The sequence below is a fragment of the uncultured Acetobacteroides sp. genome (assembly GCF_963667355.2).
GTDB lineage: Bacteria > Bacteroidota > Bacteroidia > Bacteroidales > ZOR0009 > Acetobacteroides.
Map to the genome: position 1 here is coordinate 2,141,669 of NZ_OY763328.2, position 15,851 is coordinate 2,157,519.

The window sequence follows — 15,851 nt, forward strand, 5'->3', positions numbered from 1 at the left end:
TGTGAAATTTTATTCTTTTAAAAAGCAGATTAACTCTGTAATTTTTTCATGATAACTATATGGCATTTTGCTGTTGTTTACGGTTAATTTATTTCTTTTTTTTATATTGTATTTAAATATATTCAATAAATCTTTTTTGTTGAATGGATCAAAACAAATTCCATTATCTGATGTTATTAAGCATGATGCACCAGCTAAATTTGAACATAGTACAGGTAAACCTGCTATTAATGCTTCATTTACAACTGCTCCAAATGTTTCAGATGTACTTGGTAGTATGAAATAATCAGCGATTTTGTACCATGCATATAGTTCTTCATTTTCATATCGGCCAGTAAATAAAACATAATCTTGTATATTTAAATTTAGCACTAAATTTTTAAGTTCATTTTTTTTATCACCATCGCCTACTAATATTAGTCTAGCATTTTTGTTCAATAAAACATAATCTGAAAATACTTCAATTAGAAAATTCAAATTTTTAACATCAACCAAACGTCCTACGAATAACAATACATCTTTGTCTTTTAAATCAAATTTGTTTATGTATACATTAGAAGTATAATCTGTGTTTTTTATAATTTCAAAAATACGTTCTTCTTTTTGTATAATTGGGAAAACAACAGCGCGTATATTGTTGTAATTTGTAATATACCAATTTTTTGCAGCGTCATTACCAAATATTATTCCATCTAAATATTTAATGCAAATGGTACGTGCTAACGATCGAAATGTGGAACAATTAATTGCAACATCAAGGCTATCATCACACATTGTGTATACTTTTGTATTACACAAAAATAATTTAGCAAATAATAAGATTATAATTGTTATAGGATTGAATTCCCAACATAGAATTATTTTTGGTTTGAATTTAATTATTTTGTATAGATAACCAAATCTAATTATTCGGTTTTTGTGTTTTAATTCAAAGCCAGTTGTAATATATTTTGGTTTAAAATTTAGTTGGCATAATAATTTATTGGAATCAAATTTTTGAGAATGTAAGTTGTTTTTTAAAAAAAATATTTCAGCATCAAATTCTTTATATAAATCATTAAAAAAATCAATTCTATAAGGTGCTAAAGCAGGGTGGAATACAATAATCTTTCTTTTATTCATATGAGTGACAATGTATTATGAATTATTTGTTATTATAAATCATTTGACAAGATGTGTCTTAATCTTTTTACTCCTGATTCAAAAGAGAATAGTGTTGAATAATGATTTTTTATTTTCATTTTATCTAATTTACCTTTTTCTCTTTCTAATAAGAGTTGTTCTAGCATTTCAGTAAAAGTTTTTTTATTTTCATAGACGAATAAATATCCAACATTTTGAAAATCATCATAACCTCTTGAAGAAACAACGTGAGATAATACAGGCAGACCTGCTTTTAAACCATCCATTATACGTAATTTTAATCCTCCACCAAGATTAATAGGACATATGTATATATCGGCTTGGTGAATTACTTCTTGCATGTTATCTGGGTTTGGAATTAGAATAATTGAATCAGGAAATTTAGAACAAGATTTAATTATTTTATTTGAAGGATTTTTTCCTGAAATTATAAGTTTACTATTTGGGTGTTTTTTTAATATTATAGGATAGTAGTTGTATATAAATTGAATAATTGGATTTACTGTTTGAATATCACAAAGCGATCCTGTTATTGCAAAAACTAGAGAATTATTGTCTTGTTCCTTTTCTAGGAAATTTGGAACGATATTCTTTTTTTCACATTCAAAACAACCAACTTTTTTAAATTTAACTGTATTATTATGATCATAATGCATTTTTAATAGTTTAATATCTTGATTGGTAAGCGTTAAATTTACATCACTTAATTGAACTGCATTTTTTTCTGCTTTTTTTATATAATACATAAATGGAATTCTCCATAAAATCGATGGAGGAGTGTCTTTGTAATACTCAATTTCATAGTTGTGATGAATTGTTATTATTTTTTTATTGATTTTTTTTATCAGTCCAGCAGAATTACGGCTACCATCAAAAACAACAATATCAGGATCAAATTTTTTAATTTCCGTGATAACTACATTTGTATATCTATTTATTTTGCCAATATATATATCAAATAATTTTTCTATATTATTTTTGTTGTTTGAAACGCCTTTATATTTAATTTTATTATTCACATATTTTTTTATATCTTGCCCTTTATCAGGATAAAGTAATAGAATTTCATCTGCAATTTCTGCAAATGCATTGACAAAAGCTCTAGTTGCATAATTACCTCCACTATTGCCGTTTAGATAATTGTTCGAAATATATAGGATTTTCATTTTTGAAGACCTTTTAGTTTTAGATAAAATTTTAAAGAAATGCCTGCTAAGAAAATGCTTAATAAAGAAATATTTTTATATTTACGATAATAGTAATTTTCACTTTCATATTTTTTTAGACTTGTTTGAATAGTGTTATAATGTTGAGAAGTAGTTTTACCATGTTCGTGAATAATTGTTACTTCAGGGTAATAATAGGCAAATTTTCCAATATTGGATAGTCTTTCTGATAAGATTAATTCTTCAGCATAAAGAAATGTATTCGGATCCATCATACCACACTTTATAAAATCATTCTTTTTGGCTAAGAAGAATGATCCCATAATTTTGTAATGAATACCTTCTTTTGCTTTTTCAGAGTAGTCAAGTTTAAATAATTTAGTTTTGATTTTCTTTGATAGAAATGGTGTTAACCAATACATCCATATATATTTTTTCCAAAAAGGCATATATGGTTCTGGACTTTGATCTTTTCCATCCAATCCAATTACTTTTGGTCCAATTAATCCCACATTGGATAAATTGGAAATTTTGGCTACCAACTGTTCTACTACATCACTATTTACAAAACTAATGTCATTATTACTAAATAAAAAATAGTCTACATCAAAATGCTTAACCGAAAACTCTACTCCTAGATTATTCCCTTTTGCAAAACCCAGATTATCTGGATGTGCTACGACAAAGCATCGTTTATCTTTATTGATAGGCTGTTCTATATCACTTATAAGGTCTGCATTTAATGCTTCCGATAATATCCTGTTGCTATCATCCATCGCTGCATTGTTTATAACCACTACTATATGGGGCATAGAAACCTTGCTAAGTTCGTTTTTAATATATTCTATAGATCTAAGTTCGTTTTTGTAATTAACAATAATGATTGATAGCATAATTATTATTCTTTAATAAAGATTCTTTATGTTCAATTTTTTCTATCAAATATTGCTTATTTAATTTGGCATAAAGACCAGAGAATAGGAGGAGTAAACACAAATATGACTCTAAATTGAAAGAAAGCCCTATGAGACACCATGTAAGAAAAAGCATAAAGGCTGATCTAAACAGCATCTTGTTTTTTTTCCTATAATGGTAGGATTTGAAAAATAAATAGAAATAAAATGCAAAAACAATTATTGAGAAAATACCATAGGCAGCAATTTGTGTTAAAAAGAAATTATCTAGTGTCCCAAAGCCATCTATTAATCCCTTGCTTGCATATCCTTCTACTTTAATTTTTTTAGTTAAGTCTGTATAACCAACGCCTAATATATGATCTGCTGAAAAATTAGCTACACTAGTATATCCAGCCATCCTATGTTCTGATGAACTTGTTTCAATTCTATTCAAATTATTATTGATGTAGTATTGTAAACTATTTAAAGCTGCGAAAATAGTTATTGTAATTATAAAAATTATTACGATAATTTTCTTTGGATTTTTATAGATGCCTGCTGCAATGAAATAATAAATAAATGAAAACGCCATAATAACTACAGTTGTTCTTGATGTGGTAAATACCCCAATAACTAATGTCAAGGCAAAAAGTAATGCTTTAAATTCTTTGAATAGCATTAATCTGATATATAATGTGACTTGATAGATTATAACTAAAGAACTTAAAACTAAGGGGTGTCCTAATAATCCTTTTGCTCTTCCAATTTCATCTTCTATACCAAATGTTATATATTGAGAGTATAATGATTGATATGGGCTAATTTGAAATATAAATTCAATTATTGTATAAATTGATGTACAAATAAATAGAATGTCTAATAATAACAGGAAATCCTTTAAAGAACTTTGATCATTATATGTAATAAAATAAAATAGAATAAAATAAAATGCAGTATTAATCCAATTGATGAGTTCAAGGAAGTTACTATTATTATATATAGAATATAAAAAACTTAATATTAATAAAGAAGACAGTATAATAAGCAAATGTTTTGTTATTAGTTTAGCATACATTTTTCTGATAACATAATAAAGAATAAATATTAAAAATATACTTTCTCTAATTGCATTTATCGGCCACCAAATATAATCGGCTATTATATCTTTTTCAAGACTTGGGCTATATGGTATTGTAAATGATAATGCTATAAAAATGAATGAATAGCCAATTTTTTTATTATATGCCATCCAAACTGCAACAATTCCAATAATTATAGATAGAACTGGCAAATTCGTATAAAACATCCATGGCACAAATGAAAATATTAGAATTACAGCAACTATTGCTATTGTAACTGTATTCTTTTTATTTACTATGCTTACGTTACCAATAACACCCATTTTCCACTTTTTTAAAATTTTGTGGAACTTCTTCGGGAAGAGGATTGACCCAGTACTCATTCATATATTTTTCTACCGAAGGCATATCAATCCAGCGTTTACCTTTAATACCGAACAAAACTTGTGTCCAACCAGCTAAATGTACAGCCTGTTTTCCCAGTTCTTTCGCATAAGCTGCCAGTGGCATACCGTAAGCACCCGCTCCTATCAAGGCTATATCAAAATCAATTACTTGCATTTTTTTCTTCATCGATTCAAGTGCTTCAAACCAGTTCGCATATTCGCAAGGTTGCCCCAATATAGTTTGTTCTGCTTTTATTGTTATTAATTCAAAAACTGGCAGTAGATCTTTATCTTGCCATATTAACTCTTTTCGTTGGTACTGTCTTTGAATTGATTTTTCAAATGGGTGAATGACTAGAACACGCTTGCCTTTCAATACTTTTGTCCATGGGTTCTTAAAATAGAAGGGGGCATAATAGCCATCAATATTTATTTTCCTAGTTTGTTTTAATTCTTCTTTAAAAAAATCTTCACTTTCGAGATATGATCCAAGAACATCAATACGCTCCATCGCCGCAATATTTATATAAAAAAATTGCTCTAATAATTTGGGGTCATTAGGGAAAAAGCCTGCATTACTACATAATGCATCAACACCTTCGTTCCACCATAAAGTGGGTCGTTTTTTTTTTATATATTGAATATACTCACTAAAGCTAAACCCCGATTGCTGTAAACTTTTATACTGTATTAAAGCAGAGAGTTCTATAGTCCCGAATTTTGAAATCATGCATGGTGCCCCAGTTGCCAAAAGTTTACTACAGTAATCATTAGCCTCCTGATCAAACATTTCTACATGCCCTTCAAATAGTTGATCTTCATACTGATCAAATTTTATTTTGAATATTTCTATTTTGGTCCATCTAATTTTCTGCTGGTAAATAGAGTATAACTTGCGTAAACTTTTTAGGAAAAACACACTAATATTCATGTCAATTAAAGTTAATTGCTTGCAATTAAAAATATTTGTGTTTAATTTTTTTTAGATACTCCTGTAGTGTTAGTCTTTCATAAGCATCTATACCAATAAAATAAATAGATAAAGAGGTTGTAATCATACATGTAATGAATATAATAAAAAGAGCAAATATATTTTGATGTATGTTATAATATATAAATAAAGGAAGTATAGTTGCAAAAATGGAAACCAACAAAATTTTTCTTACAACAAAATTTAAATATTCTAAAACACTAAATCCTATAATACTTCTTAATAAGATTAAACGAAAAAAAAATGCTATTGTACTAAAAAACATAGCAATAATCATCGTTGACTGTGCTTCAAATCTATATTGCAAAAATAAAAAGGATACGGGAAGATTTAAGAACATTATAATACCTGTAAACATGTTATAATATTTAACTTTGCCTGTTGCTTTGGCAACATCATTAGAAGTTCCAGAACAGCAATCAATAAGTATAGAAATTAAAACTAGTCTAGCAAAAAGGGTTGTATAGTCAGGCACATTCTTCAACCACCATTTTAATAGCAAATCCATTTCAAATAAGACTGGTAATGTTATAAAAAAAAGAAGAAAATACGAGAGTTTGGAACTTCTATAATATAACTTTTTGAACTTATCTTTCTGATTAGATGCATAATACTTAACTAGTTGAGGTGAGGTAGCCATCTGAAAACCATAAACAAATGATGCTACTTGTGAGCTTATCTGATATGCAATTCCTCGCGCTGCGTTAATGGTAGGGCCAAAAAAAATATTTAAAAGAATATTAACTCCTTGATTCATACCTATATTTGCAAGGCTGTCAAACAATGTCCAACCAGCAAAATTAAACATAGTTTGAAATAGATTTTTATCCCATTGAAATTTATATTTGCAGGATGTAAATGTAGCATTTGAATATACGATGTAGATGATAGTAATAATTAATACCACCAAAAATGTAAGAACACTATATAGCATAAGTTTATCGTAACTAAGCCATACCAACATTAATACAATTAGAAGTTTCAAGCACACCTCCACTATACTGTTCCAAGCATAAAAGCCCATTTTCTCGTGCGCAATAATTGCTGCATTGTAGGGTATCCTTAAAATAGAAACAATAAATGCTAGAATTGAAAATTGATAGACCCATATAGCAGCAATAAATCGCTCAGCAGGTAAATTTAACTTATTGTAAATAAACCATAATCCAATAGTTTCTGCTAGAATAATTATAGTTACGGCAAATAAAAGATATATAGTTACTGTAACGCTAAATGTTTTACGTAATTTTTCTTCATCTTTGCGACCGATTTCATATGCCAAAAACCTTTGAGATGCAGATGCCATTGTATTGGTAATAAAACCAAACATGGCAACAACGCCACCCACCACATTGTATATACCAAAATCATTCACACCTAAAGTATTCAGAACAACACGGGATGTATACAATGATACGACCATAGTTATTAACATCCGTATATAGAGGAATATGGTGTTTTGGGCTATTTTTTTATTATTGGTTTCCAAAAATGTTTGTCTTTTTAAGGATTCGTTTTTACATAAAAACTTTTATAGTTTTTTCTTCTCAAATAGGATGGAAATACTATTAATGATAAAGTATTTAATATGTAAGTGCTTTATTATTCAAATATACTTGAGATAATAGGTATTTAGATTAAATATATATTTTTCCTAAATTTTAATGTGAAAGTAGTTATTTGATTCTGGATCCTGTATTTAAATTAATGTTTTTTACTATAACATTTTCTGTTTTTACGTTTAATTTGCAGTTACTTAAAGTTGAATTTACTGATTTTGTATCTATTGGGTAATTGAATACATTTCTATAGTTTGATCCTGCACTTTGAAGATATACATTGGCAATTCCTCCAAGTCCTGAATTCATTATCAATAAAACAATAGGTTCTATTGCATTGTTATTAGGGGCAAGAAATCGAACTGTAGGTTTGGTTATGTAACCCGTTCCTTTATCGCTAAGGGTTATGTTATATATGTATCCATTATCGTCTATAGCAGCATTAATTTTTGCTGTTCTTTTACTTTGTAGTAAAAATATATTGCAATAAATTGATAGGTATCCACTTCCTGGTTTAATAATGGTAATATTTTCAATTTCTCCAGTTGTTGTATTGAAAACAGGTTCTAATACAGCACCTGTTCCTGAACCTTGGTCAGATACTACTAGTGCAGGCTTAGAACTGTACTTCCCCTTATTAATCACATTTACTTTAGAAATTCCTCCATTAGCATCTAGTTCAAATGTAAAGGAGGCGCTTTTATATACAATTCCTATCGGCGCTGTAGGCTCATCCACTACCACATAAACAGGCTTAACCTCAGGTATTGGGCTAGGCTCTACATTGCTGGAGAATAGAACAGGAACGGTATACTCCCCAGGTTTAAATGTATTGGTAGTAGGGTCATTTTCTAGGTACAACTTCTGAGTTGATTGGTAATCGGCCACGTTTAGTTTAACGGGTAAACCGTTAACCGAGGCAGGAACCTTAAGTGTATAGGTGCCATCGGCAGCAGTAGTTGCTGTAACGCTGGCATCGCTAAATGCGTACTTAAGTATGCGGCCTGCGCTTGAGTTGCTCGTGGTGCCCTGGGTTGGGGCTATATAGCGGGCAACAAAGTCGGGGTCGTCAACATCTACCGTTGCCGTAACCTTAACGCCGGGTGCTGGTTCTGGGGTGGTGTTGGTAAGGTCGAGCTCTGCCGTTACCTTACCAGTAATGGTGGCGCAACCGGGATCGGCTATCGGGAACATGGGCATCATGGTGCTGGCGTAGCGTATGGTGTTCATTATTTGGGTTTGCGAGAGGTTAATGAGGCTCTCGGCTGGGGTAATGTCGGCTATATAGTCTACCTCGGCGTGTCCAGTAAGCTTAACGTGTACTGCTACCGTACCAATGCGCATGTTTGGGAAGGTGGCAAAGCCGTTAGCATCGGTTTTTGCGGTGTATACGCTATCGTTTTGGTAGGCGATAACCTCGGCATCTTTAAGGCTCATCGCATCTTTTAGCATTGATGAGTTTGCAGCCGATACTAACTTAACGGTATATTTTATTACCCCACCACGCTTTAGCAGCGAGTCGGTTTGGGCGAGCTGGTTCTTTAGTAGTTCCTCTTCCGAGACATCTTTCTTACATGAGGTAAAGGCAAGCGCTAGCATAGCCGCCGCCATTAGCGATAGGATTAGTTTTTTGTTCATAGCAAATAATATCGGTGGTTTCCAACAGTTTTTTCAGCCTAAGCTTTTTTATTTTATTGCATTAAATGCTGAATGCAGCATTTATCGCATTGTTTCTAGTTTGTAATTATTCAGCACATAGTTACAGAGATACAGAGGCGCACGGAGATGAACGAAAGATTTTTTTCAGCCTTTGAATTTATCAACTGTAGGTTGCTCTCTGTGCCCTCCAAATAAATTAATTGCTCCACTTTTCCATGCGTAAGTCATATAGTTACAACTCTGATAATCTGTGTCTCTCTGTGGTTATGTATATTGTGAACTAGCCACAACTAACACATAAGTAATTATGCTGAGTAGTTACTTATGGAGACAAATGTAGTAAATTAACAGAAATAAAGAAATATTTTTTTGTTATTAAGATGCAGATTTAATGGTAGGTTATTTGCTACCTATCTCTACTTTACCTCTATCAAGGTTAAAGATTATTTATTCTTATAGATGGATGTCGAAAGATGTAATCCGAACGGGTGTTATTGGTGGTTTTACCGTTTATTACAATACCAACAGCAAAGCCTCGTCACTCCCACTGTTGGCGTTATAACCAACTGTAATACTAAGGAGTAACTAATTGTGAAGTATGTAAAAGGGGAATTCCATGCAGCCATAATTGAGTAGTAAATTCCCTTCCAACGGTGCAAAAGTAACCGCTATGGGTAAATATGCAATACCATCGTCGACTTTAGCTTTACATAATTTGTTAAATGGAGGAGATGATAGACGGTAGATATTAGATTTTAGACACAAGACGGGAATGATGAAAAATGAAAAGTGAAAGGTGAAAAATGATTTTTGCTCAACATTATCTCGCAACTCCTCTTGGTTCACGCATCACCATTTACGATTAGCCACTCCCGACTAACGTGTCTTTCTCAAAATAATCTCTGTGTTCCTCTGTACCTCAGTGTCTCTGCGTTGAAAAAATGAAAGAATGAGAGATTTCCATTCAACGATTTTTTGCGAATTTCACGAATAGTTCTTTGTGATTCTTTGTGCTACACCTTTGTGAACTTTGTGGTTATAATAAATAGTATCATGACAGAAGACACAAGAGGTGAAAAATAAAAAAAATTACCTCACGGTTCTCTCTTCACCCGATCACTTGTCCCCATTCTCTATAAACTCCGTGTGCCTCTGTGCCCTCTGGTCTCTGCGTTGGAAAATGAAAGGATGAAAATAAGAAAAATGAAAAGTTCCTTATCAAAGTTTTCCCACACACGATCACTTGTTCACGTATCACGATCAACAACTCTCTACTAGCGGTTCCCTATTCCCTCGGTATTTCTTCGTGCTATACCTTTGTAGAACTTTGTGGTTAAATAATAGTATTAAGACACAAGACGAAGGAAATGAAAAATGAAAGATGAAAAATTATGCCTCACTGTCTTCACTTGTTCACCCATCACGATTCACCACTCCCTACCTCACTCCACCGATTTGGCCTGTGTCCTAAGGATATCAGCAGTAACTACCCATCCAAACTCCTCGATGCGGAGCTGCATCTTAGTCTTTCCCAGTTTAGTGATGACACCCCTTTTGCCTTTTAGGATACCTTCGCGAACTTCTACTACCTGATTCTCCTCGAATGAGAACTGGTAGCCTTCGGTTTTTGATAGGAACTTTTTAATGCCCTCTATCTCCTTTTCGGTAATTTCGGCGAATTTGCCCTGCGTATAGATGAATCGAACTAGTTGTGGGATGCTTTTTAGTGCCTCGTAAACCTCGAAGTTGTTAAGGTAGACAAATATATATGAGGTAAAAAGAGGTATTTCAACAATTTTAATCCGATCGCTCCACTTGCGCGAAGATTTGGCAAGGGGAAGATATGCTGTATAACCTTGCTTGAGAAGCTTATCGTAAACCTGCTTCTCCGAACGTGGTGCGCAGTAGCCTACCAGCCATCGCGATTGTAACCCTTTGCTATTATTATCTTTATTTACCATGCTGTAAGTAAGAAATCCAAAGATAGGGAAAAATGCCCTCTTGAAGCAAGAAAAAGTATCAAGTATCACGACACAAGACAGGCAAGATGAAAGATTAAAAAATGAAAGAATGAAAAATTCCACGTCAAAGTTCTCTTGTTCACTCCTCCCAACTAACGATTCTCTACTCACAATAATCTCTGTGTACCTCTGTGTTCTCTGAGACTCTGTGTTTGGAAATGAAAACATGAAAAATGAAAGAATGTAAAATTTCGCCTCACAGTTCACTTGTTCACCCATCCCGTCTAACGACTCCCGACTCTCGAACCGCTGTCGCTTCATTTGTTTTAGTTACTTTTGCTGTTTCAGATAAATGCGGTTCAAAATATAACAATGTCATTAAAGAAGAAGACGCTACACGGCTTTGGTTGGAGTTTTGTTGATAATATCGGCAATCAGGGTGTCACATTTTTGGTTGGAGTGGTGCTTGCCCGTCTGCTTACACCAAACGATTTTGGCTTAGTTGCCATGATTACGGTGTTTACTGCAATCTCCAATACGTTTATCGATAGTGGGTTTACTACGGCGCTGATACGAAAGCAGGATTGCTCGCAGCACGACTATAGCACGGTTTTTTTCTTCAATCTTGGAGTTGGTTCTCTCCTATTTCTTTTGCTATATGTTACAGCTCCCTTAATAAGTACATTTTTTAAGCAGCCTGGGCTTACAAGCATCACCAGAGTATTGGCTTTAGGGCTTATTATAAGTTCCATTTCGGTTATTCAGCGAACTATTCTCACCAAGAATATTGACTTTAAGCTTCAAACCAAGATATCGTTGGTATCGTCGATTGGTAGCGGGGTTATTGGCATTGCCATGGCGTTTATGGGATTTGGTGTTTGGAGTTTGGTTGGGCAGCTTTTAAGCCGCCAGCTATTGCAGAGCTTGATGCTGTGGCTTGGGAATAGATGGCGTCCATCGCTGGTCTTCTCTAAGTCTAGTTTTAAAGAACTTTTTGGTTTTGGGTCTAAGATTTTAGCCTCTTCCCTACTCGACACCGTTTACAAGAATATTAACTCGCTGGTTATTGGTCGTTTTTTTTCGTCGGCAACGCTGGGACACTACACCAATGCCGATAAGTTCCAGTCAGTTTTCTCTTCAAATTTGACTCAGACCATTCAGCGCGTTAGCTACCCTGTTCTTTCTGCCATACAGGACGATCTCGTTAAGTTGAAGCAGGCCTACCGCAAGCTTATCATCAATACAATGATGGCTACCTTTGCGCTGATGCTGGGGTTGGCTGCTGCTGCAAAACCTGTTATACTGCTATCTATTGGAAATCAGTGGGAACAGGTTATCCCCTATTTGCAGCTGCTCTGTCTTTCGGGAATGCTTTACCCGCTACATGCCATCAACCTGAATGTAATTAACGTAAAGGGACGTTCTGATCTCTATCTGAAGTTAGAAATTATTAAAAAGGTAATTGCCGTTCCGGTGATTGTGGTAGCTATCTTTTGGGGTGTTTATGCGCTGCTTATCGGTATGGTGGTAACTTCGGTGATATCATTCTTCCTAAACAGCTACTATTCTGCTGATATGATAGGCTACTCCACCCGCGAGCAGCTGGCCGATATCCTTCCCCTATTAGGTGTTTCTATAGTGGTAGCCATTCCGATGTGGCTGGTTACTTTTTTAAATTGGAATCTTTTTGCAACCTTAGCAGTTCAAATTGTCGTGGGGCTTGCACTCTCGTATGTTATTTACGATAGGATTAAGCTGACGGAGTTTGTTGAGCTCAAGGCAATGTTTGTGGGATTTATTAAAAAGATGAGAAATGGGCGAAAACAATAAGAATATTACCGTTACCTCTCCTCTACTCCCTCCTTTGGAGGAGTTTATGCCTTACCTGGAGGATATCTGGAAGCGTCACTGGCTTACGAACAATGGTCACTACCATCAGGAGCTCGAAAAGGCGCTATGCGACTACCTTGGGGTAAAGTATATTTCTGTTTTCTCTAATGGAACGCTTGCGCTGATTACGGCACTGCAGGCTCTGCGTATTACAGGTGAGGTGATAACAACCCCATACAGCTTTGTAGCGACAACGCATTCCCTTTGGTGGAACGATATTAAGCCGGTGTTTGTGGATGTTGAGCCACGCACATTCAATATCGATCCCGATAGGATTGAGGCTGCCATTACGCCAAAGACTACGGCAATTATGCCGGTACACGTTTACGGTAATCCCTGCCAAACGGAGCGTATCCAAAAAATTGCCGACACCTATGGGTTAAAGGTGATATACGATGCTGCCCATGCCTTTGGCGTTAAGGAAAACGGCAATTCGGTGCTTAACTTTGGCGATCTTTCTATCCTCAGCTTCCACGCAACCAAGGTATTTTCGACTATAGAGGGTGGCGCTATTGTGTGCCACGACGAGAAGATGAAGCAGCGTATTGACTACCTCAAGAATTTCGGATTTGCCGATGAGGTAACGGTGGTTGCCCCCGGTATCAATGCTAAGCTAAACGAGGTACAGGCCGCCTTTGGTTTGATGTCGCTCAAGCATGTCGATGCGGCTATCGAACGCAGAAAGGCCATTACCGAGACTTATCGTCGCGAGCTGGCAAGTGTTGCTGGCTTAAAGTTTATCCCCGAACTCGAAAATGTTCGCCATAACTACTCCTACTTTCCCATCTTTATTGATGCTACGGAATTTGGCATGGAGCGCGATGGGTTATACGCTGCCATGCAGCAGCAGGGTGTTTACGGTCGTCGATACTTCTACCCGCTAATCAGCAGCTTTTCTACTTATAGAGGGTTACCGTCTGCGGCAGTCGATAATCTTCCTGTAGCCAACCGCATATCAAACCAGGTTATCTGCCTTCCGCTACATCAGGATATGACCGATGAGGATGTGCAAAGGGTTATCAACTCAATAAAGAAAAGGTAGATGAGCTCCTTCCTAAGCGAAATCGAGTTAGCCGAAATGGGGTTTAAAAGCGTTGGAAGCAACGTTCTTATTAGCCGTAAGGCTTCGTTTTACGGTGCGGATAAGATGAGCATTGGAAGCAATGTGCGCATCGATGACTTCTGCATTCTATCCGGAACCATTACTCTTGGCAATAGCATACACATTGCAGCCTATTCGGCTATATATGGTGCAAATGGTGTTGTGATGGAAGATTATACCGGGCTTTCTCCTCGTTGTACCATCTTTAGCGCCATGGACGATTTTGGTGGCGATTATCTCATCAGCCCTATGTCGAAAAGTGAGTATACCAATGTGCAGGGCGGTTTGGTAACCATTAAGCGCTACTCCCAGATTGGATCGAGTACTACCATCTTCCCAAACCTTACCATTGGCGAGGGTGTGGCAGTTGGCGCAATGTCGTTGGTTTGCTCGAACTTAAGCGACTGGGGAATCTATTTTGGCATTCCTGCAAAGTATCATAAACCAAGAAGCAAGGGCTTGCTCAAATTCGTAAGCAACGAGGGATAGCATGAAGGTTTCGGTAAAGATGATAACCTACAACCATGCACCGTATATTGCTCAGGCAATAGAGGGGGTGCTGGCTCAGCAAACCACCTTCCCGGTGCAGCTGGTGATTGGCGACGATGGCTCTACTGATGGGACTCCTGATATTATTCGCGACTATGCAGCCCGCTATCCCGATAGAATAACGGCAGCTATCCGTGAGGCCAACGTTGGTATGGTTGCCAACTTCTTCGATTTGGATTCCTACATCGATGGCGATTATCTGGCCTTTTGCGAGGGAGATGATTACTGGGATGATCCCCATAAGCTGCAGATGCAGATTAACCTTTTGGAGCAAAATAGGGACTATGGCCTGATATATACGGATGTAAGGCAGTATGTGGAAGGTGTAGGGTTCAGAGCGTATAAGCCTGCCAAGGCGCCATCGGGTAGCGTGCTTATCGATTTGCTAAACGGGAACTTTATCTCTACGGTTACCGTTTTGGTGCGAACATCGATATATAACGAGGTGCGCGAATCGGTACACGAGGCTGTTCTGCAGAACAAGTGGCGCATGATTGACTATCCGCTGTGGATAGAGGCCGCACGTAACCATAAGATTGCGCATTACCCTCATCCAACTGCTGTTTACCGGGTTCTTGGCGAGTCTGCTTCGCACTCGGTTGATCCCCAGCGGCAGATCGGCTTTGTAAAGTCGGTGCTCGATGTGGTGAGCTACTACGTCAACCTTTTCGCCATTTTTGAGGAATGCCACAAGGGGATTGCCAGCAAGGTGTACAAGATGTATCGCATAGCCCTAAAGTACGGCTTACCCTCTCTTAATTCGTATCGCGAAGAATTTCATCGGCTTGGCTCATGTTCGAATAAAACACGATTTTACCTCTACCTCTCCAAGCATGCGCTTACCGAGAAGCTGCTGGCCGTAATGCTCCGATGCCTCTAGCTTTGCCCGAAGAAGCCAACGAGTAGCATCACCGCAGAAGCCCCACCAACCACTGGGCAAGCCCAATTCGAGTACAAGTGCTTTCGGGAAATGAACCTTCTCACCACCCCTACGCCGAGCACCAAGTTTCCTCCGCCCCCAAAACATTCCCCCTGCGTCCCATGCAGGAAGCCGTACTGGAATCAGTACAGAGCCCTGCATACTGCAGGAAGCCGTACTGGAATCAGTACAGAGCCCTGCATACTGCAGGGCTTCGTACTGGAATCAGTACGAAGCCCTGCATACTGCAGGAAGCTGTACTGGAATCAGTACAGGGGATTATTCACGGAACGGCATCTACCCTATTTTCTCGGAGCAATTCCCATTGAAGCCCCAATAGATTATTGATAGAGGTAACAACGGCTAAGGAGCCGCAATCCGAAAGGTTTGAATTAGAATTTCTCCGCATAGCATGGGGGAAACAAAGCACCCTGAGATTTCAACTGAATAGTAGTTGAATGGTGAGATGGTAGTAGAGCTACCTTCCAAAAGAGTTATGGAGCGGCGAGTCTCCTATAGGGAGAGCTGCTGCTAAATGGCGGCAAGGGACT

The 15,851-nt window shown here is 36.4% G+C and carries 12 protein-coding genes; 4 read left to right on the plus strand and 8 right to left on the minus strand.

All coding sequences use genetic code 11. The features are described 5' to 3' along the window. Positions 1-9: 9 nt before the first annotated feature. The 8 genes from ACHZA1_RS08840 to ACHZA1_RS08875 form a co-directional block, all read right to left on the minus strand. The gene (locus tag ACHZA1_RS08840) at positions 10-1,122 is read right to left on the minus strand and encodes a glycosyltransferase (RefSeq protein WP_320054875.1); all 1,113 of its coding nucleotides are present in this window, start codon (positions 1,120-1,122) and stop codon (positions 10-12) included. Between the two features lie 32 nt (positions 1,123-1,154). Then, positions 1,155-2,309 (minus strand): glycosyltransferase, encoded by a 1,155-nt coding sequence (locus tag ACHZA1_RS08845; RefSeq protein WP_320054876.1) that lies wholly within the window; start codon positions 2,307-2,309, stop codon positions 1,155-1,157. After that, entirely contained in the window at positions 2,306-3,202 is an 897-nt protein-coding gene (locus ACHZA1_RS08850) for a glycosyltransferase family 2 protein (protein ID WP_320054877.1), read from the minus strand. The genes ACHZA1_RS08845 and ACHZA1_RS08850 overlap by 4 nt, the downstream gene beginning before the upstream one ends. Further along, positions 3,180-4,607: an O-antigen ligase family protein gene (locus ACHZA1_RS08855; protein WP_320054878.1), complete on the minus strand. Its 1,428-nt coding sequence runs from the start codon at positions 4,605-4,607 to the stop codon at positions 3,180-3,182. Before ACHZA1_RS08855 ends, ACHZA1_RS08850 begins: the two co-directional genes overlap by 23 nt. Beyond that, a complete protein-coding gene (locus ACHZA1_RS08860; protein ID WP_320054879.1) occupies positions 4,591-5,601 on the minus strand; it encodes a hypothetical protein in 1,011 nt (336 codons plus the stop codon). The genes ACHZA1_RS08855 and ACHZA1_RS08860 overlap by 17 nt, the downstream gene beginning before the upstream one ends. Before the next feature lie 25 nt (positions 5,602-5,626). Beyond that, a complete protein-coding gene (locus ACHZA1_RS08865; protein ID WP_320054880.1) occupies positions 5,627-7,150 on the minus strand; it encodes an MATE family efflux transporter in 1,524 nt (507 codons plus the stop codon). A gap of 187 nt (positions 7,151-7,337) precedes the next feature. Then, a complete protein-coding gene (locus ACHZA1_RS08870; RefSeq protein ID WP_320054881.1) occupies positions 7,338-8,858 on the minus strand; it encodes a hypothetical protein in 1,521 nt (506 codons plus the stop codon). 1,463 nt (positions 8,859-10,321) lie between these two features. Next, on the minus strand, positions 10,322-10,840 hold the full coding sequence (locus ACHZA1_RS08875; protein WP_320051524.1) for a UpxY family transcription antiterminator: 519 nt from the start codon (positions 10,838-10,840) through the stop codon (positions 10,322-10,324). A gap of 366 nt (positions 10,841-11,206) precedes the next feature. On the opposite strand from ACHZA1_RS08875, the gene ACHZA1_RS08880 reads away from it, so the two are divergent. From ACHZA1_RS08880 to ACHZA1_RS08895, 4 genes are read left to right on the plus strand one after another with little or no spacing between them, the layout of a single operon-like run. Beyond that, on the plus strand, positions 11,207-12,670 hold the full coding sequence (locus ACHZA1_RS08880; RefSeq protein ID WP_320054902.1) for a lipopolysaccharide biosynthesis protein: 1,464 nt from the start codon (positions 11,207-11,209) through the stop codon (positions 12,668-12,670). Beyond that, positions 12,654-13,772, plus strand: a complete 1,119-nt coding sequence (locus ACHZA1_RS08885; protein ID WP_320051525.1) for a DegT/DnrJ/EryC1/StrS family aminotransferase — start codon at positions 12,654-12,656, stop codon at positions 13,770-13,772. The genes ACHZA1_RS08880 and ACHZA1_RS08885 overlap by 17 nt, the downstream gene beginning before the upstream one ends. After that, entirely contained in the window at positions 13,773-14,321 is a 549-nt protein-coding gene (locus ACHZA1_RS08890) for an acyltransferase (RefSeq protein WP_320051526.1), read from the plus strand. A gap of 1 nt (position 14,322) precedes the next feature. Next, positions 14,323-15,261, plus strand: a complete 939-nt coding sequence (locus tag ACHZA1_RS08895; RefSeq protein ID WP_320051527.1) for a glycosyltransferase — start codon at positions 14,323-14,325, stop codon at positions 15,259-15,261. Positions 15,262-15,851 lie beyond the last annotated feature (590 nt).